Genomic DNA, 21,229 nt, shown 5'->3' on the forward strand with positions numbered 1-21,229 from the left:
TGAACCGTTATGAAACCATTTTGGAATCATTTTGAACCGTTTTGAACCGTTATGGCATCACCGATGGAGGTAAAGCATGCGACCCAGGAAAGCAACGGTTGCGATTGTTCAGGCAAGTCCTGTTTATATGAATTTGGAACAGAGTACAGAAAAGGCTCTTGACCTGGTAACACAAGCGGCCGCGCAAGGTGCGCAAATCATTGTTTTTGGCGAAACGTGGCTGCCCGGTTATCCAGCCTGGCTGGATTATTGTCCGGATGCCGCGCTGTGGAATCACGAGCCGACAAAACAGGTTTTTGCAAGACTTCGGGAGAACAGCATTTTGGTCCCCGGGAGGGAAACAACGCTATTCGGTCGACTCGCTCAAGAGCTGGCAATCACGCTCGTAATGGGAGTAAACGAACGGGTAGATTCGGGGCCGGGGAATGGAACGCTTTACAATTCGCTACTCTTCATTGGCCCTTTGGGAAAAATCTTAAATCATCACAGGAAATTGATGCCGACATACACGGAAAGGATGGTCTGGGGTCAGGGGGACGGGCATGGAATGACTTCGATAGAAAGCGCTGCCGGCAGGTTGAGCGGTCTGATTTGTTGGGAGCACTGGATGCCATTATCGCGTCACGTGCTGCATGAAGCCGGTGAAGATATTCACGTGGCGGCATGGCCATCGGTCCACGAGATGCATCAACTCGCGAGCCGCCACTATGCTTTTGAAGGACGTTGTTTTGTGCTTGCCGCAGGCTTGATTATGACGGCGGGCGATCTTCCCATCGAACTCAACAAACCCGGAGAATTGGCGAACAATCCGCAGCAATTGTTATTGCGCGGAGGAAGCGCGATCATCGGCCCGGACGGTCATTATGTTGTGGAGCCTGTCTTCGATCGTGAAACGATATTGATCCGGGAACTGGATTTGCAAATGATCGATCGAGAACGAATGACTTTGGACGTTTCAGGCCATTATCACCGCCCTGATATTTTTGATGTGCGGGTAAGGAGGTCGCGTAGCCCGAAGAAGCGCAACCAGACTATTTCTCCTGTGGCGAAACGAGTTTGACCTGAATCTTTACCTGTTTATTGCTGACGGTTGAGAAGAAATTATCAAACACAAAGTAGTAAGTCTCGCCGGCCACAACCGGAATTTCGAACTTACCCTCTTTCTTCTTTTCGAGCTTGAAGAGGCTTTTATGCGGATAATGACTGAACCAGCGAACGTACTGATCCTTGGTGAAAATGTAAAAAGTGATGTCGTCGTAAAATCCGCCTTTGCATGTAAAAAACCCTTTTACCCTGGAATTCGGTGTCGTCTCCGGAACCAGATAGTGGACCTCTTTGAAATCACCTCGAATCACGGTCAATTCGCGGTCCACAATCGTTTCCGCAGCTTCGATCTGAAAAGCAACGAACAAGAACAGGGCGGCGACTAAATATCTAATTGGCAGATTCTTTTCTACTTCGCGATGCATCTCCAGAAGCCTTTCTAATCTCTTTACGATAATCGGGACCATCCAGTTCTATAAATGTACACATTTCATAGAGTCTTGACACGACTTTGTATCCAAGACGCTCCCGTAACGATTCCTGCGCAGATGATTTCGCCGGCTCGATCGCAAGATTCGTGGTCGTCAGCAGCATTTTCTTCTGCTGGTACCTCAGATTAACAATATGAAAAACTGTATCCTGCATCCACTCTGTCATTCGCTGAGATCCCAGGTCATCGAGCACCAGAACTTCAGAAGTAAGAACGGGCCGCAAGATTTGAAGCTCTGAAGTCTGGGAAAGTTCGTCATAGCTGCTGCGGATTTCCGCCAGCAAATCGTGAAAATCGACAAACAGGCAACGAATCCCTTTTTTGAGCAATGTTTTTACAACAGAAACTGCCAGATGCGTTTTACCTGTTCCGGAATTTCCCGAGAAAAGCAGGCCCCCTTCCGGATAATCTTCCTCAATCATTGGATAATCCGCGGCAAAATTCTGGGCCATTGTTTTTGCTCTTTCCTGGCCAAGAGATTGGGAATCATAATTCTCGAAATCGCAGTTGATATAACGTGGTGGAACTTTGGCGGAATCCACCATTTTGTCGCCGCTGATGACGCGCGCGCACGCGCAACGTTTCGCGCGTGAAACCGAGCCTTCCAGCACAATTTGCCAGCCGGTACCGCTGCAGAACTCACAGAGTTTCTGTTCTACTTCCATCCTCTAAGCATACCTTCCTTTGCAAAGATGTCCATGTTTGCTGTGTATAATCTTGTACGAAACTGGAACAAATGAAAACCAAGAAGACGCACATATATTTTATCCTTTTTGTGATCATTTCTACGATTGCAGGCCTGGAAATTGGGGCGCGTCTCTATTTGAGTTTTGTGCTGCATAAGTCCAATGAGAAGAAGTTCCGTTTCAACTACTACACCGTTTACGAGCACATTCCGGGTTTCCGTGAAGGTGACAAGAACGGCGACTGGATTGTCATCAACCGGAATGGTTTTCGAAGAACAAGGGATGTCGCAAAAAACAAACCGGGGAATACGTTTCGAATCTTTTTTCTGGGAGGGTCGGCGGCGCACGGCGTTTCCAGCCGGAAACCATATCCGATCAGACACATTTATTCCAATGAAACAGTGGATGCTTATCTGGAAAGAAAATTAAATCGGGAATTTGGACAAAGTACAGTGGTTGAAGTGATCAATGCAGCTATAACGGGTTACCAGGTTTTCCAGCATACTCAATATTTGCAGAGTGAACTCCTGGATTATGATCCTGACATGGTGATTTTTTTTGATGGCGCAAATGACCATTACACAAATAACCCTGACTACAATTACCTGGCCGATTTCAGGTATCAGTTTTGGAAAGATAGAATTCGGGATCCTTCCGTGAAAGGCGCATGGGACTATTTCGCGTCTTACATGGCAGATTACAGTGGTCTGTTCAGAGGCTATATCGCCCAAAGACTCGAACAGGACGCGCGCAGGAGAATGAATATCAAGGATATGTACCGGGAATATGCGAACCCCGGCTTAAGTATCGAAAATCACATCATTGCCGCAAAGAAACAATTTCTCAGAAGCGTCCGGATGAATCTGGATCTCCTGCATCACGAAAAAGTCGATACAATTCTTGGATTGCAACCGATGCTTGTTTTGCGGAATACCACTCTCTTATCCAACCAGGAACGGGCATTCCTACATCAGGAGCCAAATACGCAAACGCTTTATCCGGTGGTCGATTCCGAATTAAAAGCAATTTCAGAGGAATATGGAGTAAGTTACGTTGATTTCAATGTAACTTTTAACGATCCGAAGTATACGAACAAGCAGCTTTTCATCGATTATTGCCATCTTACTCCTCTTGGAGGTGAAGCGGTGGCGGATGCCCTGTTGCCGATAGTAAGAAAGAAGATTGAGGAGTGGGCCACTTCAATGAAGTCCGACTCTGTCTTATAATTCCGATTTTATGAATGCCGACGAATTACAGAATCTGATTCAGGAAAAAAGCGTTCATGTTACTGCTTTGCAAAATGAATTCAAGAATGTGATTGTCGGGCAACGCTATCTGATGCAGCGGTTGTTGATCAGCCTTTTGAGCGATGGCCACGTGTTGGTGGAAGGATTGCCCGGCCTCGCAAAAACGCTCGCTGTGAAATCTGTTTCGCAGGCCATTCAGGCAGATTTCAAACGAATTCAGTTCACGCCTGATTTGCTTCCATCCGATCTAACCGGCACACTCGTGTTCAATCCGAAAGATGGGAGTTTTGTTGTCAAAAAAGGGCCCATCTTCTGCAACATTCTTCTTGCGGATGAAATCAACCGGGCGCCGGCTAAGGTGCAAAGCGCACTGCTGGAAGCGATGCAGGAACGCCAGGTAACAATCGGTGAAGAGAGCTACCCGCTGGAAGAACCATTTCTCGTGTTTGCGACTCAGAATCCCATTGAACACGAAGGAACTTATCCACTGCCGGAAGCTCAAATCGATCGCTTCATGATGAAGGTAAAGATCTCTTATCCAAGCAAAGATGAAGAAAAAATCATTCTGGATCGAATGACCGGAACCAATCACTACCAGGTCAAGTCCGTGCTGGATAAGGAACATGTTCTCATGCTGAGAGATCTCGCAAAGGAAATCTTTGTAGAAGACTCGTTGAAGAATTACATCGTTCAGCTTGTCAGCGCCACGCGGTCCCCCAAAGATTATCATCTCGAAATTGGACGCTACATCCAGTACGGAGTTTCGCCGCGTGCGGCCATCTTCTGGACCATGGCAGCAAAAGCTCATGCATTTTTACAGCAGCGCAGTTTTGTAATCCCGGACGATATCAAACTTGTGGCGCCCGATATATTGCGTCATCGAATCATTCGAACCTACGAAGCGGACGCTGAAAACGTATCGACCGAGGATCTCATCCAGCAAATTCTGGTGCGCATACCGATCCCTTAGATGAACCGCCAAGACGCCAAGAATAAAAGATTCTTTGCTTCAGTCTTGGCGGCTTGGCGACTTGGCGGTTAAATCATGAAAAGCAGAAGTTCGAAGAAACACAGCGTAACGCGCGAACAAATCAAAAGACTCCGGCTCACTTCCAGACGCCTGATTCACACTTTCGGAGAAGGCACTTTTCGCACACTCTTCCATGGGCGGGGAATTGAATTTGCCAGCCTCCGCGAATATGTTCCGGGAGATGATATTCGCCAGATCGAATGGAATACGACTGCTCGCCGCGGATCACCTTATGTGAAAACATTTCTGGAAGAGCGGGACCTTTCCGTTGTGCTTGCCGTTGATCTGAGCTCCTCCATGGAAATCAAAATGGATTCCACTTTACGGCTTGCATCGCTCATTACTTCGCTGGCGGACATTCACGAAGACCGGCTTGGCTGTCTAGGTTTTTCCGATAGAGTCGAATTCTACGTCCCTCCGTTAAAGAATGCGGCTCAGCCGGAAAGGATTCTTCATCTTCTTCTTACGCCTCCGCGGCGGACAATTCGAAGAACTTCACTGGGACACGCAATGACATTTCTACGGAATGTACTGAAAAAGCACGCGCTGCTGTTTGTGATTTCCGATTTCCTGGATCGAAATTTCGAGCGTTCCTTACTGGCGTTGCGCCCAAAACATGAAGTGGTCGGAATCCATCTTTACGATCCGGTGGAAAAAGAACTGCCACGCTCTGCCGTAATCGAGTGCTTCGATCCGGAATCCGGAAGAAGATTCTTGATCGACGCGTACGATCCGAAAACCCGCCTGGGGTACCGCGCATTTGCCCGCGAACAGGATTTGTTGATTCAAGGAACCTTCGGGAAAGCGAGAGCGGACCTGCTCATGCTTCCCGATTCCCCGAAGGCGGATACTCAGCTCATCGACTTCCTCATGCGGCGCCAAAATTCGCGCGTCCCTATCCAGATTAAAAAGTGAACCGCCAAGACGCCATGACGCCAAGGTAAAAGCATCTTGAGTATTTTCTTGGCGACTTGGCGGCTTGGCGGTTGTAATATAGTTTGTTGATGAAGGTTTGCGTTTTTCTTTTGCTGTTCCTAACTCCTGTTCTCGCTGCTTCTGAACCACAGATCAAGCATTTTTTCCCGGATCACCCGGTGTTGTTGGGTCAGCCGTTGTTCTGGATTGTGGAGATCCGCTATCCGCTCTGGGAATCTTATGAATTGAAATCTGCTTCCTGTTCTGATTTGAAGATTTCCGTTGCCGGCAGGAAGTTACACGAAGTGGCTGGAGAAATTCGCGCGGTTTACAGGCTTGCTGTGATACCAACTGCGTTAAAAACCTCGTGCGCCCCCTCTGTCATGGTTTCGGATGAAAAAGGACAAACAACGGTGCTGAATGGAAAACCGTTGATAGTAGGAACGATCAGTGGTGCATCTGCCAGTATCAAAATGCCGCGAATGCCCGCACCGGTAACGCAACCGAAGAATTACAACGTCTTGCTTTATGCGGCGCTGATCCTATTAGGAATGCTTTGCGCAGTCCTTATAGCAAAACGGGTTTACAACAACAGCCCCACGCAAAAATTTTTAAGAGACCTCCAAAAAGCGTCCCTGGAGTTGCAGAAGGACCGTTTACCGATTCAAGTCTGGCGATTGCTTCGATCGGAAATGGTGTGGGGCTTTTCAGCAGAATCTTATACGCCCGCACAACTCCAGGAGCGTGGGGCTCGCGATCGGCGTCTGCTTAGCATCGCTGTCGCTTTGCGATCCCTTGAAGCCTGGCGTTATTCAGGATCGGCCGGCGCGTGGGACAAAGAACTGGTAAGGAAGGCGCTCGAACATGCTGAAATTGTGCTGCGGACGAAGGCCGCTTTCCGCAAACGGAGATCCGCATGACCTTCGACCACGCCTGGGTTCTGGCTTTTGTGCCGTTGTACCTCATCGTGGAGTTGATTATCTACTACCGTATTCGAAGTAAGGCAGCCCCGCTTCCGACAGCCGGATTCATCCGCGCATTCACTTCCTGGCGCACGCGCGCGATCCGGATATTGCGTTTTCTGCCTCCCGTCGCGATCGTCCTTTTGCTGTTCGCCATTTCCTCTCCGGAATCGGTGCAGAGCACAACTGAGGTTCTGCCTTCCGGGATCAACATCATGGTTGTGCTGGATATCTCCGGCTCAATGGCCGCTGAAGATTTTCAACCGCTCAACCGGCTGGAAGGCGCAAAAGCCGTTTTGCGGGATTTCATACACGGCCGGCGCTCGGACAGGATCGGACTTGTGGTATTCGGCGGCCGTAGCGTGACCCGTTCTCCGCTCACTCTGCAACATGAAACGCTGCAGCAAACTCTTAAATCCGTAGCCATGGGAGAATTGCCGGAAGGCACGGCCATCGGAATGGCGATCATGAGCGGCATCAACCGCCTGATGATTCAGGAAGAAGGTTCAAGAAAAGGTGATCGCATCATGATTCTCATCACGGATGGCCGAAACAACGGAGAGATCCACCCGTTCACCGCTGTGGATGACGCGAAAAAATACGGAATCAAAATCTATACGATCGGCGTTGGTGGATTCGGGCCGGCGCCTTATCCCACAATCACGCCGGAAGGGAAAAAAGCTTACCGTTACGAAAAAGCCGATCTGGATGAAGATCTTCTAAAAGCGATCGCAGCGCGCACCGGCGGCAACTATTTCCGTGCGAGTGACGCTGAAACCCTGAGCCTTCTGTTCCGGCAAATCGACCGCCTCGAGAAGTCCGAGCCGCAAATTCTCGAGACACAGTCGGTCCGCACCCGGGCCCAGGCCGTTGCCATTCCCGTCTTGTTGCTCGGGATTTGCTATGCCGCGCTTACTCTATTCATAGTACGATTGCCATGAATTTTCAGTATCCTGCTCTACTTTACACCGTTCCGCTTCTGCTTTTGTTGGGGATTATGTATCGCTGGCGTGCCAGCTCCGCGCTGGAAAAAAACCGCTTCCCATATTTTCTGGTTTCCGTTTGCTTCGTTGTGATCGCGCTGGCAAACCCTTACTGGAGAAGTATTCCCGCCAAAGAAAAAATCAAAGGAGTGGATCTGCTGATCATTGCGGACGTTTCTCAAAGCATGTTTTGCAAAGTAAACGAGAAAACAATGCGCATCGATCTGGCCCGGAAGTTCATAAAAAGACTGCTTCCGTCTTTTGCAGGCAGCCAGATCGCGGTCATTTATTTTGCGGGAGAAGCCCAGGTCGGAGCGCCCTTTACATCGGACCTGCCTGCGATTTCTCTGTTCATGGATTCGATCTCTCCGCCGATGAGCGCGCTGGCGGGAACGAGAACAGAATCGCTTCAGCAAGCTGTGCAACAACTATTGAAATCACGAACAACCGGAAAACTTCCTCTGATTTTGTTCTTTAGCGATGGCGAATTTTTCGATAGCGGAAAGGCTTTCCAAAACTATGTGAAACGGCAAAATCTGCGAGTCTTTACGTATTTGTGCGGGGAGCAAAAAGCTCCCGTCTTGCGCTACGATCTCACCGCCAATGTGCCGGGCGCTTTCAGCACACCAAATCCCGCTTCGCTGCAGGCCCTTGCTGCAGCCGGAAAAGGTGCGTTCTTCAATCTAACCAGGGAACGGACGGATCAAATTTTTGATGAGCTCGACAGAAAAGTGGGTGAGCTTATTGTCGAAGGTCAGTCCATACCTGATTACAGGCCGGTCCCTTTTTTGATCGTGGCTCTTTTCTTCCTTCTGGTTTATCAGTGGATTCCCGTTTCTCACTCAAAATTGCGTCCTGCAGCAACGGTTGCGGCCCTATTCCTTGTATTTTCGGTTTCCATGAAGTTCGAAGATAGCCTGAAGGTATATCAAGAAGCGCTTCAGACAATGCGGTTAGGGAAATCGGACCTCGCTTTGCAGAAGCTAAAATCGCTTCCTCCGGATTTCCCGTTCAATGAAAAGGAAATCGCGACCGGAAATGCTCATTTCTATGCGGGAAATTATCAAGAAGCTATCCAGCATTATCAAAAAGTTCTGGAAAGGGACCCTTTTCATGCGCTTGCAAGATGGAATTGGGAAGTTGCGCTAAAACACCAAACTGACCAGAGAGACCGGCCTCCTCAGCCAAAGCAACAGCCTTCTCCGCAAAACACGCCGGAAAACAGGGATGCGCTGTTGCAATATGTGGATCAGCTGGAAAAAGAGCAAAGGCAGAGATCGAACCGCAGCAATATCGGAAAATCGGATTTCGCGTGGTAAGGAAATGAATAAAAGCACCAAGACGCCAAGACGCCAAGGTTGGAAGAGTATTTTATTTTCTTGGCGAACTTGGCGTCTTGGCGGTTTATTAAGTTCCATTGTTTTGTTTTCATGCATTGCTTTTGCGGAACCACCGTTGCTGAGTTTGGAAGTCGAATCGACAACACTGCAATGGCAGGATGAATTTGTGGTCAAGCTGAGTATTTACGCTCCCGCCGAAATGGACTTACCGCCGGTTACCGTGGATGGTCTGGATCAGTTTCAGTTGCAGGGAACCGGAAAGAATCTGCTGCAGATTCCACGCGGAAAAACGAAACGATGGATTCTCACTTACACGCTGATTGCCTCAGAGACCGGTAACTTCAAAATCGGTCCGGCCATACTCAGCCACCAGGGCCAGACGTATCGTTCCAACATCGTATTCCTGAACATTGAAGGTCCCGTCCCAAGCAAACCGGTTCCGCCGCCTGCACCACCGAAGGTGGAAAAAAAATCTCCGGCGGCACCTTCCAAACAAGTCGCGCCTCCGAAACAAGAAACAAAACCGAAACAAGAAAAGAAACCTCCGGTGAAGGAGCCGGAACTTGAGCCAAAACCTGAAAAGAAAGAGGTTGTGAAACCGCCGGTTGTCATGTCGGCCGCTCAGATTGGAGACCGGATTCTTGTTTTGATGGAATCGCGCAAGAATCTCGCGTACCAGTTTCAGGGTATTCCGGTAACAGTCCGGTTGCTGTCACAGCTTCCTGTGGAAAATTTGCAGTTTCTAGAAGAAGCGGATTTCCCAGGATTTCTGCGATACGACTTCCCTTTTACTTCAAAACCAAAAGGGGAAGTTGTGAACTACCGGAATCAAAAATACGCTTCCTATGAGCTGGTCAAATTTCTTTTGTTTCCATTACAGGAAGGCAAGATTGAAATGCCACCCGTACGCTGCGAATTAAAGGTGCGTGTACCGTCCGGATCCTTTCCGGAAGCGGACCTAAGACTCAATCTGGAGCGTTCCTCTAATATTCTAAACCTGCAGGTGAAAGCATCGCCGGAAGGCGCGGCTGTAGGAGACTTCTCTTTGCGCAATGAAATTGTTTCCGATGAGCCGGATTACAAAATCATCAGGATGATTCTGGAAGGAAAAGGGCAACTCTCAACTTTCAACTTTCCCGAAATTGCAGGTCCCCGCTTTTTTACGCGCAGGCTTGGTGTCTCTACGAATGCAAAAATCGAAGGGGAGAATCTCATCAGTAAGAAAACTCAAGATGTGGAAATCACTCCTGAAAAATCTACTACTTCTGTGGCACTCCCGGAAGTCAACATCAAAGAATTTGATCCGGATTCAGGCCATCTTTCCGCGCTCCGCCTGCCATCGATGAACTTTCAGTTCCGTCCACCCGGAGCTGCCTCCAAACAAAAGCTCGATTTTCCAAAACTGAAGGGGAGTTCTGTTTGGCTGCTTTTCCTGATCCTGGGTTTCTTAACTCTGGCCGCCTATTTCCGGAACTATCGACCGCCGAGATCACGCGGACATCTCCGTCTGCATCACCTGTTCTCCGGGAAAAATCCAAAGCTGCAGATATCCAAGACAGCAGCAAGAAATCTCTATCAGCAAATAGCGATGCAAATCGCACAACAGGATGGAGATAGTTCTTCTTTAATGGAAGCTCTTCGCAGGCATCTGCCGCAAGAGGAATGGTTGAACGTGACGCGAGGTCTTCGCAAACTGGAACGAACGGCTTACTCCCAGACAAAGCCGGTTCCGGTGACCTATGAAGAAATGAAAAAAATATGCGAAAAAATTGAGGCCTTATGGCTACGTTGAAAATCCGCTATCTTGCGTCTGCGATCATCATCCTCTTATTCGCGGGCTCCTCTCTTTATTTTTCCAGAAAAGGCGCTGAAGGACCGTGGCATGCTAAAGTCATGGAATTGTGGGAAAAAGAAGAGTGGCACAATCTTCGCGCGCTTGGGGAAAACCTTCATGAAACAGGAAAACAAGATGTGGAATCCTATTACCTGGCCATGCTTGCATCGGAACAGCTGCAAGATGCCGCAGGGGTGCAGGTTTTTGCGGCGCGCTTATCAGAATCGCGAGCCCTGAACTGGTCGCTCGAACAACGGATTGCAAAACTCCATAAACCCGATTCTTTGCGAAAACGCATTGCTCTCTTCCGGACAAAAATCGTATTTGCCGCTTTGGCCGCTCTATTTCTATTTTTGATTTTTTCCTTGCGAAGAAGAGAACCGTATCAGGTTGTTCCGGCATTGATTTCGGTGGCGGGCTTAGTGGCGTTAATGTTGTAGCTCTTTTGAACAGAAGATCGCAAAGGTCGCGAAGTAGATTTTTTTATTCCTTTGCGCTCTTTGCGAGCTTCTGTTCAAGATTAATCGAAAATTCCGGAGATCAAGTCGAGGATCAGTTCAACGAAGGAGGAGGCCACATCCGATGAAGCTTCTCCAACACTTCCTGCGACTTGAATGGCGCCCGAAATAGCACCGGTAGCAAGATCCGATGCTGATCCGGCTACGTGAATCACACCTTCCGCAGCCTTACCTGCAATTCCCGGCATATCGCCTGCAATCTCAAGCCCCTTTGATGCAAGTTCAGGCAAATGGGTCAACACCTGAGCTGTGGCTGCAATGTACAGTTCCGGCGCCCAGATGAACATGTCCAGCGCAACACTGGCAGCGGCTACGCCGGCATCAGAAGTGGTCGCTCTGTTTTGAATGTTCGCCGAGTAGTATTTGAAAAGGGCCGTCAATTCACCGCCATCGAGCCATACTCCTTTGCAGTCGTGACAACAATCGAGGCTGATACCCTCACGGTGCGAAGATTGCAAAGGTTTTTGACAACCAGGGCAGAGAAAGGGCAAAGGAGACTTGCATTCGGGGCAATATTTCTCCGAACGGGAATGGTATGTTTCACACTGCTTGCACAAAACCGGATCCCGCTTGAGGTTGGGAAGTGGCGGCAGCAAAAGAGCGGATGCCGCATTTCTGTCCTGATAAACTCGGTGCAATTCATCCGCATCAAACCAGCTTCCACGGCATCGGGGACAAAAATCGATAGCGACTCCCTTCCCCACGGAAAGATTGCGCAAATCGCTCTTGCAAACGGGACACCTTCTCATCACAACCACGTTAGTTGACATCTCTATCGTCTGTCCATGATTCCAAACGGAGTATCCTTTCCTCCGGCTTGTCCTTGACCAGTTCAAAAAATTCGTAAATAACGGTACCTTGATTCGTTATTTTCATGTCCACATATCTTTTTACCACCAATTCCCGCATAATTTCATCCGCTTCTTCGGTATTCATCGATGTTTCGGAAACAATGTCCGGCAAAGTCAATTCTCCTCCCTTTTGCTTTGCCAACCGCAAGATCTCCTTCTCGCGTGAAGCAAGAATGCTCTTCCGGGATTCTTCAGCAGATTTCTTGTTTGATAGGGAGTGACTACGGATCATAAGTCCACCGACTGCAATAGGAACAAACGCAAATAAAAAGGCCACCATGGCCCGGATCATGAACGCAGGAGGCGTGGTGTCCACGAAAACTCCAAACAGCATGAACAGCCCGAAAAAAATCAGCAGCCCTCCACCAACTAATTTCTTCATAAAAACAGCCTCAAAAATCTTAATCGACGCACGAATTGTGCATATCTATACTATACGAGATCCATGGAAAAGAAGTTAACACCGGGAGTTTACATCCACCTACCTTTCTGTTCCGTGCAGTGCATTTATTGTGATTTTCCGCTCACGACGCGCCTGTCATTGTCGGAACGTTATTACTGCGCACTTTTAAAGGAATTAAAACAGAATCCTCCGGATAGAGCAGCCAGTACGTTGTATTTCGGCGGTGGAACCCCTTCTCTTGCACCTGCCGTAGTATTGCGAGAATTGATTGCATCGGCACAACTGCGCGCGCCTGAGGAAATCACACTCGAAGTGAATCCTGATCATGTGACCATCGAGAAACTTGCTGAATGGCACTCGCTTGGGATCAACCGTTTGAGTCTGGGGATACAATCACTCGAGCCGGCAGTCCTGCAAGGGATGTTGCGCCAACATTCTGCTGAACAGGCGCTGGATGCTCTCCTGGCTGCGCGTGAGGCGGGATTTCAAAACTTGAATGTGGATCTCATGCTTGGTTTCCCCGAACAAACGGTTTCTGGATTTCTATCCGGACTACAACGGTTGACCGAATTTCATCCTGATCATTTTTCCATCTATCTACTGGAAGTGCACGAACGCACGGGACTCCACCGGCTGATCCAATCCGGTAAAGTTGCATCGATGCCTGAAGAGGAACAGCTCGAATGTTTTGACACCGCAGTTGAAATGCTCGCCAGCGCTGAGTATGAGCACTATGAAGTTTCGAACTTTGCCCGGAAAGGAAAAACATCGTTCCATAATCTCAAATACTGGTCGGATGCGCCTTATCATGCCTATGGCGCCGGTGCATGTTCTTATCTCGGCTCGGTGCGAACTCGAAATCAGCCGGATGTGGCCAAATACATTGAATTGATAGAAACGGGTCAATCCCCTGTTGCGGAAACGATCCAGGAAGATGAAGAGACCACAGCGCGTAATGCTTTAATCTTTGGAATGAGAAAAGTAAATGGTATCGATATGAGTGCCTTCGAAAATATGTATCGAAGAACGCCGCAATCCTTGTTCGGGCCGGCTCTCGACGAGTATCTTTCGGGCGGCTTTCTTGAGATTACCCAGAATCACCTGCGATTGACGCGGAAAGGGATGCTGTTGTCGAATGAAATACTGAGCAGTGTTGTGTAGTGCTTGATCGTGGATTTTGATCGTAATCGTAAATCTTAATCCTACTTCGTGATTCAACCGGAGTGATGATTAGGATTTATGATCACGATCACGATTATGATTATGATTTATGATTATGATTACAATCCACGATTCTAGGTATGTAGTTGACTGTGTGACGATTGTCGTATTATATTCATGGTGTTTGGAAAACCATCTAAACTTGTAGAAACGGGAGAACTATGGCTACAGCCGTCTGGACGGGCACCGTCACGTTTGGTCTGGTCTCTATTCCGGTCAAGCTATTCACAGCAACCACTTCCCACGATGTTTCCTTTAACCTCCTGCACAATGTCTGTAAAGGGCGCATCAATCTCCAAAACTACTGCCCTCAATGCGAGCGAGTAATAGAACGGTCGGAGTTGGTCAAAGGATATCAATACGAAAAAAACCAATATGTGGTGATTCAAGATTCTGATCTGGAAGAGATCAAGCCTGAATCGAGCACGAATCTTGACATCATTCAGTTTATCGATCTGAAGGAAGTGGATCCGATCTTTTTCGAAAAGACTTACTATCTGGGTCCCGACAAATCCAGCAACAAACCATTTGGACTGCTGGCAAAAGCAATGGAAGAGACGGGACGCGCCGCGCTGGGAAAGCTCGTCATGAGAAACAAGGAATATCTCGCGTTGATCCGGCCTGGGTTGAAAGGATTACTGGTGCATTTCATGCTTTATCCGGATGAAATTCGTGAAAATGAAAATCAGATTTCAGGAGATTTCGAAGTGCGTCCTAAAGAGTTGCAGCTTGCCAAACAATTGATCGACAATCTGAGTGAGCCTTTCGACCCGCAAAAATTTGAAGATGAGCACATCAAAAGAGTCGAAGAAATGATCGACGCAAGATTGAAAGGGCGAAAACTGACTCTCGTCGCTCCCACTGCCAGACCCAAGGTCGTGGATTTGATGGATGCGCTGCAAAAGAGCATTGCTCAGGCCCGGGTGAAGCGTCCACCGGCTCGTGCCGAAGGAGCAAAGACTGCTCGCCTGAGAAAGGCCCGCTAGTTGTCGTAGCGAATTCATTGGTAACGTCCCAAAACCGATCATCTCAGTCAAATGAGAGTCTCAGTCACCCATACTTTTGGGACGTTATCAAATTCATTCGCTATCCTCGAAAACAGTCGCTACTACAAGCCCCGGCGAAACCGGAAGATTTCCAGAAGGCAATCCAACTAACCAGAAAGAAACGTATCTATCAGTGTGCTAAAATAAGTATGTTAACTCTCTGCAATTTACAAACCGATCGAATTCTCAAAAAATGGAGGAAAATCAATGCATAAGAAATTTGCCGCGCTTCTAGCGGTCATGGTCCTCGTGGCAGGCATCGGAGTTGCCGTTGTGAATGCAATGCAACATGAAGGTTCCTGGACGGGGGAAATTGTTGACGTTGCTTGCCATGCGTCCAAGGGAGCAAAGGGATCCAGCCACACTGAATGTGGTGCAAAATGTGTGAAAGCCGGATTGCCGGTGGGTATTCTGGTGGGTGATACGACATACCTTCTGATCAGCGCCGATCATAAGCCGCTCAACGCAACTCTAGCCGATCATGTGGGACATACTGTTACCGTTACTGGAACTCGTTTTGAATCCAAGGGCGCGAACTTGATCACCGTGAAAGACTGGAAAATGGCTACCAAGTAATCTCTTGGTATTCTTAAAAAGAGCCGTCCCTGTTCGGGGCGGCTTTTTTATTTGTCAGCTGCCGCCTATAATTAAACGCCATGGAAAAAGTAATTATTTTAGGATCAGGATGCGCCGGTTATACGGCCGCCATTTATACTTCCCGCGCCAATCTGGAGCCCTTGTTGTTGACAGGCATCGAAGTTCACGGCCAGCTGGGGCTCACTACGGATGTTGAGAATTATCCAGGGTTTCCCACCGGCATCATGGGACCAAAGTTAATGGAGATGATGAAGCAGCAAGCCGAGCGTTTCGGCACACGCATCATTTATGAACGAGCGAAGGAAGTCGATTTCCGCCGGCGTCCTTTTCTGGTCCGCACGGATGAGCGCGAGTTTGAAACCCAAACGGTCATCATTAGCACCGGTGCTTCGTCCCGGAAGCTGCAAATCCCGGGCGAGCTGGAATTTTCCGGAGCAACGGGAGGAGCGGGAGTCACCTACTGCGCAACATGCGATGGAGCATTTTACAAGAACGTTGAAGTGATCGTTGTCGGTGGTGGCGACACAGCCATGGAAGAAGCGCTCTTCTTAACCCGATACGCCAGCCGCGTATTCGTCGTCCACCGGAGGGATTCGTTGCGCGCAAGCAAAATCATGCAAGAAAGAGCGCTGAAACATCCAAAGATTGAATTCATCTGGAACACTGTCTTGACCGAAATTCTTGGAGATGCAAACAAGACCGCTAATTCCGTCAAAATGAAGAATCTGGTAAACGGTGAAAACTATACCAGACCCATTGCCGGGATTTTCGTTGCCATCGGGCATGTTCCCAACACACAAATCTTCGAAGGCCAACTGGAACTCGACGCAAACGGATACATCATTGCCAACCAGCGCCAGCAAACTAACGTGGAAGGTGTTTACGCCTCAGGCGATGCGCAGGACCATATCTACAGACAAGCTGTAACCGCGGCCGGAACCGGCTGCGCAGCCGCGATTGAAGCGGAACGCTATCTCGCACACCTAGAAAGCCAGTCCTAAAGGTTTTTGATCGTTTCCAGTACTGCCTGAGCAGCTTTACTCACCTGTGGGTCTTTATCTTGTGTTGCTTCCTGAAGGGGAATTCTTGACTGAGGATCCTTGATCTTTGCGAGCGCGTTTACTGCGCGAAGACGGACCAATTCTTCTTCATCTTTCAACGCGACAATCAACGCTTCAACGGCCTGCGAGCCACCCGTATCACCGAGCCTTACCGCCGCTAACTCACGAAGCTCTGCGCTGTTGAAACGGATTGCCTGCAGCATCGCATCGATATTGCGTCCCGATTTCACAAGAGCGCTGAGAGCCTCCTTGCGCACTTCCCAATCAGAATCCTGCGCAGCTGATGCCAGAGCTTCATCTGTCTGCGGATCTTTCAGCTTTGCCAATCCCTGCACTGCATAAACGCGAATGCCCTGGTTTTCATCCATCAAAGCTTTCAGTAAAGCGTTCTTACATTCGGGCTTTGCCCATTCCCGCAAAATCGTTGCAACTTCCTTGCGCACTTCCAGCTTTTTGTGATCCAGCAGTTTCAGAAGTCCTTCAATATCTCCTTTTTCCTTTAACTTCTCAGGCTTTGGCCCAAATGCAAACATCTTCACTCCTTCTCGATTAACAGAATCATTTCGGCTGCGATGGCAACGCAGTCTCCGTTTACTCCAATATCTGCAGTTTGAAAAATTTCAGCTGACGGATCCTGATTGATTCCGATAATGAGTCCGGATTTCTGCACTCCGATCATGTGATTATACCGGCCGCTTACGCCCAGACCCAGGTAGACTTCAGGCGCTATGAATTTACCGGTAAGTCCTATCTGGAATTGCCGCGCCACCCAGCCGCTATCGACAACTCTTCGAGTCGCGCCGACAGCGCCGTCCAGTAGACCGGCAAGATGGAAAGCGAGCTGCAAATTCTCCAACCCGACTCCCATTCCGACGCCCACAACAACTTTGGAATGATCCATTTTCACGGCTTCAACACCTGGATCGATTTCCTGAGCAATGATCGTAAACTGCTTCACCACATTTTCCGGAAGATTCCAGTGATCCACTTCCGGTTCGAACGGTGTTCGTGGACCTCTTGTTTCCAGCGCCCCGGAGCGAATGGTTGTCAGGATCGGGGAAGTGCGAGTGAAAATCGGCGCCACGATATTGCCACCGAATGCGGGTTTCAGCTGCGCAAGCTTTTCGTCTCCCTGAAAAGTCAAGCCCACACAATCTCCCGTTAAGCCGAGTCCAAGGCGCGCTGCAATGCGCGGCGCAAGATACTTCCCCTGGCTTGTCGCGGGAAAAAGCAAAGCGAAAGGTTTCTGCAATACAACGCGGTCCGACAAAAGGGATACGATCTCATCAGGATGCGGCTGAGTTGTCTGAACGTAGTAAATCTTGTCCGCGCCATAGGAGCCCAGAAGAGCGGAAATTTGCGGATTCAAATGCCCCGCCAGCAGCGCACAAACTTTTCCTCCTTTTTCAGCTGCAAGATTTGCGCCGCAACTCAGTATTTCCAGCGAAACGGGCCGAATCTGGTTTTGCAGAAATTCAATCCAGCACCAGTATTCACGTGCGTCATCTGAATTCCGAGATTTTTGTGGCACCCTGGAAATCTGTTGAACCCTCGATTTGCGGTGACGAATCAAATCGAGCAATTTTGCAGCGGTACCGGCAGCATCCGTCCCATCCCACAAGTCAGGAGCGCGCGTGATTCGCACATCGCAGATTTCCGATACCCAAGTTGGCGAGCCCGCGAGCCCCGCTTCACTTGCTGACATACCCAGATCACCCAGATTCAGTTCCTGAATTTTCCCATCAGGAGCCTTGGAGAGATCAGCATTCTTTGTTTTCAATGGCCTGATCAGGCGTTCCGCCGTTGAAATCACAGCGGGCAAAGGCATTTCCAGAAGGAGCGAACCTTCCTCTGTTTCAGAAGAAACGTGGAGAACGCCTTCAGGAAGATACTCAATTTTACGCACCGCCGTTGCGCAGGGAAGTCCGAGCAATTCGGCGAGTTCAACGGGCACCTGCCCGGTTTCAGAATCAGTGCTATGCTGGCCGCAAAAAATAACATCGTAGCCAATCCTTTTTGCTGCTGCGGCAAGAACTCGCGAAGTCACCAGTGTATCGCTGCCCGCAAGCCGCGGATCCAGAATATGAATGGCGGAATCGACTCCCATAATCAGCGCTTCTCTGAGAGCGTCTTTAGCGGAAGAGGGTCCCATCGTTGCGGCAATTACTTCTCCGCCCTTTTCGGTCCGGTAGCGAATAGCCTCCGTGATGGCTCTCCGGTCATACGCATTCATTTCGTTCTTCACACCATCACGAACCAACGTCTTGGTGTGCGAATCGAAGAGTATTTCGGAAGAAGTCGGGACCTGTTTTATGAAAATTAAGAATCTCATATCAGCCAAAGTAGCGCGGACGTCCCGTCTGCGCAGTTACGCAGGCGAGACGCCCGCGCCACTTTGTTTTTCCTCCTTTTTGATCTCCTCCCAAATAGCATCCATCTCAGCAAGACTTAAATCGCCCAATTGCTTGTTCTGTTCATACACGCGCTTTTCAAGCTTACTGAAGCGTTTCCGGAATTTTTCATTGGCCGCGCGCAAAGCATCTTCCGGATTGATTTTCTGCTTGCGCGCAATATTCACCATGGTAAACAGGATATCGCCGAGCTCCTCAGCGCGGTGTTCTTCCGTTTGAGCTTCACGAAATTCCCGGAACTCCTCTTCCAACTTTTTCCAGACGTCGTCTTCAGTCTCCCATTCAAATCCCACACGCACCACTTTCGAAGAAATCATCGAAGCTTGTTGCAAGGCCGGTAGGTGCAACGGAATACCATCCAGAATCGAACGATCGCTTCCCTGTTTGAGCGCTTTCTGCTTGTCCTTCATCGATTCCCAATTTTGGAGAGCCTGTTCCGGGGATTGAGCCTGAGAAGAGCCAAAGACATGCGGATGCCGGCTCAGCATCTTTTTTGTAACTGTATCCAACACTTCTAATAGCGTAAAAGCATTTTGTTCCTGCATCATTTGTGAAAGAAAGACGACCTGGAACATCAAATCACCCAATTCTTCTTTGAGGGCAGGCAGATTAGACTGATCCATCGCTTGAAGAACTTCGTACGTCTCTTCGAGAACGTACTGGCGCAGATCCCCTAACGATTGCGCACGGTCCCACGGGCATCCTTCTTCTGAGCGAAGCGTATGCATCACGTCCACAAGCTTTTCAAGCTTGCTGGCTATCTGTTTCGCATACGGATTTCGTTTGATCTTTGTTTCACGTGACATTTTTCTGTTACGTGCGCTTCAATAGGATAAAGGTAATGTCATCACCCTGATGTTGCGCGCCGCGGTGTTCGTGCAATGCCTGTTCAAGCGCATCCCGGATGACGGAAATGGGCTCCGTGCGTTGTTGCTGGATTGTCTGGATAATCCGGTCCACACCGAATTCCTCTTCCTCAGGATTTGTCAATTCAGAAACACCATCTGTGTAAAAAATCATTACATCTCCGGGATCGACATTATAAACACCTCTTCGGTAATTTGCATCCCGAAAGAAACCGAGCACGGTGCCACCGATTTCCAAACGATGAACCTCTCCGGACTCTTTCAAAACGAGAGGATAACAGTGTCCTGCGTTAACGTAATTCAATTCGCCGCTGTTGTGCTTCAAAATCCCGTAGAAGAATGTTACATATTTGCTGGTCTGGCTCTGGCTGTCGCATAGAAGCTGATTGAGTCGCTGGATTGTGATGGCCGGTTCGGTGACTTCCACAGAAGAGAGAGCTCGCAACGAAGCTTGTAAGGAGGCCATGAGTAAAGCTGCCGGTGTGCTCTTGCCGGAGACATCCCCTATGGCGATGGCCAGGCTTTGCTCGGAAACGGCAAGAAAATCAAAATAGTCCCCACCCACCGTATAGCAAGGCTCGAAAACGGATGTGATTTCATATCCCCTGATTTTTGGAATGGCTTGAGGCAACAAGCCAACCTGGATTTCTCTTGCTATTGCCAGTTCCTTTTCCATTCGCTGCTTCTCAATCATTTCCTGCTGCATCCGGGCATTTTCATCTGCGACCAGCGCAAGATTGCCAAGCGTTGTAATCAGATCGTAGTCCTCCTGGCCAAAAGGCCTGCGATTCTTTTTTTCTCCCAGAAAAATAAGGCCACGGATTTCATCATTTAAAACCATCGGAAAGAGCAGATGTAGCTTTTGTATTTCCAGAAACTGTCGAAAGTCCGATGATTTGACACATTCGGTCAGAAGCGGCTCCGGCTTTCCTGAAAAGAGAGAATCCACGGGAAGCTTTGAAATAAAATCGAGATCCTGATCATGCCACCGGAAGCCCCGCAGAAACTTCATCTCAAGGGAATCGTTCTGAACCGTCATCACCGCGCAACGAGAAATCATGAGCTGTCCGATCAAGGAACTGCCCAGGATGCGAAAAATGCCTTCCGAGTCCCATAGGGCATTAAAATCTTTGCTCAACTCGAAAAGTGATTTCAACTGATAGACTTTGAGTGTCAATTCACGATTAACCATCTGGAGAGCTTGTCGAGCTTGCGCATTTTCCAGTGCGCCGGCGCACATTTGAGATAAGGCCATCGCCACCTGCAGGGAGTGGCCCTGAATTGCGGATTTGTCTCCGAGCGCGACCACAGCAAGCAGACGATCATCCTGAGTGATGGGAAGTATAAGTTGCAATCCCGCTTCTTCAAAAGCTTTCATCCACGGATTCTCTTCCTTTTCTGCAAGGACATGGCAAGGCGAGAAGGGCGGATTCCACGCACAATCAAATTCTTTTGAAGAAATTCTTGCTCCTTTGAAGTCGATCAGTTTTAGAGTCGAGCCGCTGAAAAGAAAAAATGCCGCACGTCGGGAGCGCGTATAACCCATCAGCGTCAATAACAATAGATTTGCGATCTCTTCCACAGCGCTTGTGTGATTCAGGCTGCCGGAAAAATCCATGAACAGCATCAGGTCGGATAGATGCTGCTGAATATCTTCCTTGCTGAAATGACCCGCCTTATACGAGTCAATAATCTTCCGGTAATCCATTTTTTAACGCAGAGAC

21 protein-coding genes are annotated in these 21,229 nt (G+C 48.9%); 13 read left to right on the forward strand and 8 right to left on the reverse strand.

What is annotated here, in order from left to right:
- Positions 1-76: 76 nt before the first annotated feature.
- Positions 77-1,060 (forward strand): carbon-nitrogen hydrolase family protein, encoded by a 984-nt coding sequence (locus L0156_23560; GenBank protein ID MCI0605975.1) that lies wholly within the window; start codon positions 77-79, stop codon positions 1,058-1,060.
- On the opposite strand, the gene L0156_23565 is transcribed toward L0156_23560, so the two are convergent.
- On the reverse strand, positions 1,032-1,469 hold the full coding sequence (locus tag L0156_23565; protein ID MCI0605976.1) for a hypothetical protein: 438 nt from the start codon (positions 1,467-1,469) through the stop codon (positions 1,032-1,034). The two genes, L0156_23560 and L0156_23565, sit on opposite strands and share 29 nt — an antisense overlap.
- A complete protein-coding gene (locus L0156_23570) occupies positions 1,435-2,199 on the reverse strand; it encodes an ATP-binding protein (protein ID MCI0605977.1) in 765 nt (254 codons plus the stop codon). The genes L0156_23565 and L0156_23570 overlap by 35 nt, the downstream gene beginning before the upstream one ends.
- 71 nt (positions 2,200-2,270) lie before the next feature.
- Between L0156_23570 and L0156_23575 the strand changes: the two genes are divergently transcribed.
- From L0156_23575 to L0156_23610, 8 genes are all read left to right on the forward strand, one after another.
- Positions 2,271-3,446, forward strand: coding sequence for an SGNH/GDSL hydrolase family protein (locus tag L0156_23575; GenBank protein ID MCI0605978.1), 1,176 nt, complete (start codon positions 2,271-2,273; stop codon positions 3,444-3,446).
- A 10-nt stretch (positions 3,447-3,456) separates the two neighbouring features.
- Complete coding sequence (locus L0156_23580; protein ID MCI0605979.1) at positions 3,457-4,437, forward strand: MoxR family ATPase; 981 nt, start codon at positions 3,457-3,459, stop codon at positions 4,435-4,437.
- A gap of 75 nt (positions 4,438-4,512) precedes the next feature.
- Complete coding sequence (locus L0156_23585; protein ID MCI0605980.1) at positions 4,513-5,412, forward strand: DUF58 domain-containing protein; 900 nt, start codon at positions 4,513-4,515, stop codon at positions 5,410-5,412.
- A gap of 89 nt (positions 5,413-5,501) precedes the next feature.
- On the forward strand, positions 5,502-6,332 hold the full coding sequence (locus L0156_23590) for a hypothetical protein (GenBank protein MCI0605981.1): 831 nt from the start codon (positions 5,502-5,504) through the stop codon (positions 6,330-6,332).
- A complete protein-coding gene (locus L0156_23595; GenBank protein ID MCI0605982.1) occupies positions 6,329-7,315 on the forward strand; it encodes a VWA domain-containing protein in 987 nt (328 codons plus the stop codon). The genes L0156_23590 and L0156_23595 overlap by 4 nt, the downstream gene beginning before the upstream one ends.
- Positions 7,312-8,676: a VWA domain-containing protein gene (locus L0156_23600; protein MCI0605983.1), complete on the forward strand. Its 1,365-nt coding sequence runs from the start codon at positions 7,312-7,314 to the stop codon at positions 8,674-8,676. The genes L0156_23595 and L0156_23600 overlap by 4 nt, the downstream gene beginning before the upstream one ends.
- Positions 8,677-8,779: 103 nt before the next feature.
- Positions 8,780-10,489: a BatD family protein gene (locus L0156_23605; protein ID MCI0605984.1), complete on the forward strand. Its 1,710-nt coding sequence runs from the start codon at positions 8,780-8,782 to the stop codon at positions 10,487-10,489.
- A complete protein-coding gene (locus L0156_23610) occupies positions 10,477-10,971 on the forward strand; it encodes a hypothetical protein (protein MCI0605985.1) in 495 nt (164 codons plus the stop codon). The genes L0156_23605 and L0156_23610 overlap by 13 nt, the downstream gene beginning before the upstream one ends.
- 80 nt (positions 10,972-11,051) lie before the next feature.
- Here the strand turns inward: L0156_23610 and L0156_23615 are convergent, their stop codons facing one another.
- Together L0156_23615 and L0156_23620 are read right to left on the reverse strand one after the other, a co-directional pair.
- On the reverse strand, positions 11,052-11,819 hold the full coding sequence (locus tag L0156_23615; protein MCI0605986.1) for a zf-TFIIB domain-containing protein: 768 nt from the start codon (positions 11,817-11,819) through the stop codon (positions 11,052-11,054).
- Complete coding sequence (locus L0156_23620; GenBank protein MCI0605987.1) at positions 11,809-12,282, reverse strand: hypothetical protein; 474 nt, start codon at positions 12,280-12,282, stop codon at positions 11,809-11,811. The genes L0156_23615 and L0156_23620 overlap by 11 nt, the downstream gene beginning before the upstream one ends.
- A 63-nt stretch (positions 12,283-12,345) precedes the next feature.
- On the opposite strand from L0156_23620, the gene hemW reads away from it, so the two are divergent.
- The 4 genes from hemW (at position 12,346) to trxB (ending at position 16,168) form a co-directional block, all read left to right on the forward strand.
- Positions 12,346-13,464 (forward strand): radical SAM family heme chaperone HemW, encoded by a 1,119-nt coding sequence (gene hemW, locus L0156_23625; protein MCI0605988.1) that lies wholly within the window; start codon positions 12,346-12,348, stop codon positions 13,462-13,464.
- A gap of 221 nt (positions 13,465-13,685) precedes the next feature.
- On the forward strand, positions 13,686-14,510 hold the full coding sequence (locus tag L0156_23630; protein MCI0605989.1) for a Ku protein: 825 nt from the start codon (positions 13,686-13,688) through the stop codon (positions 14,508-14,510).
- Between the two features lie 267 nt (positions 14,511-14,777).
- Positions 14,778-15,146: a hypothetical protein gene (locus L0156_23635; protein MCI0605990.1), complete on the forward strand. Its 369-nt coding sequence runs from the start codon at positions 14,778-14,780 to the stop codon at positions 15,144-15,146.
- A gap of 80 nt (positions 15,147-15,226) precedes the next feature.
- Positions 15,227-16,168, forward strand: coding sequence for a thioredoxin-disulfide reductase (trxB, locus tag L0156_23640; GenBank protein MCI0605991.1), 942 nt, complete (start codon positions 15,227-15,229; stop codon positions 16,166-16,168).
- Here trxB and L0156_23645 read toward each other — a convergent pair.
- From L0156_23645 to L0156_23660, 4 genes are read right to left on the reverse strand one after another with little or no spacing between them, the layout of a single operon-like run.
- Entirely contained in the window at positions 16,165-16,761 is a 597-nt protein-coding gene (locus L0156_23645; GenBank protein MCI0605992.1) for a HEAT repeat domain-containing protein, read from the reverse strand. The genes trxB and L0156_23645 overlap by 4 nt on opposite strands.
- 2 nt (positions 16,762-16,763) lie before the next feature.
- A complete protein-coding gene (locus L0156_23650) occupies positions 16,764-18,560 on the reverse strand; it encodes an FAD-binding protein (protein ID MCI0605993.1) in 1,797 nt (598 codons plus the stop codon).
- A gap of 36 nt (positions 18,561-18,596) precedes the next feature.
- Complete coding sequence (mazG, locus tag L0156_23655; GenBank protein ID MCI0605994.1) at positions 18,597-19,445, reverse strand: nucleoside triphosphate pyrophosphohydrolase; 849 nt, start codon at positions 19,443-19,445, stop codon at positions 18,597-18,599.
- A gap of 7 nt (positions 19,446-19,452) precedes the next feature.
- Positions 19,453-21,213, reverse strand: coding sequence for a SpoIIE family protein phosphatase (locus L0156_23660; protein MCI0605995.1), 1,761 nt, complete (start codon positions 21,211-21,213; stop codon positions 19,453-19,455).
- Positions 21,214-21,229: the final 16 nt, after the last annotated feature.

Source organism: bacterium (genome assembly GCA_022616075.1).
In the GTDB taxonomy this organism is placed as follows: domain Bacteria; phylum Acidobacteriota; class HRBIN11; order JAKEFK01; family JAKEFK01; genus JAKEFK01.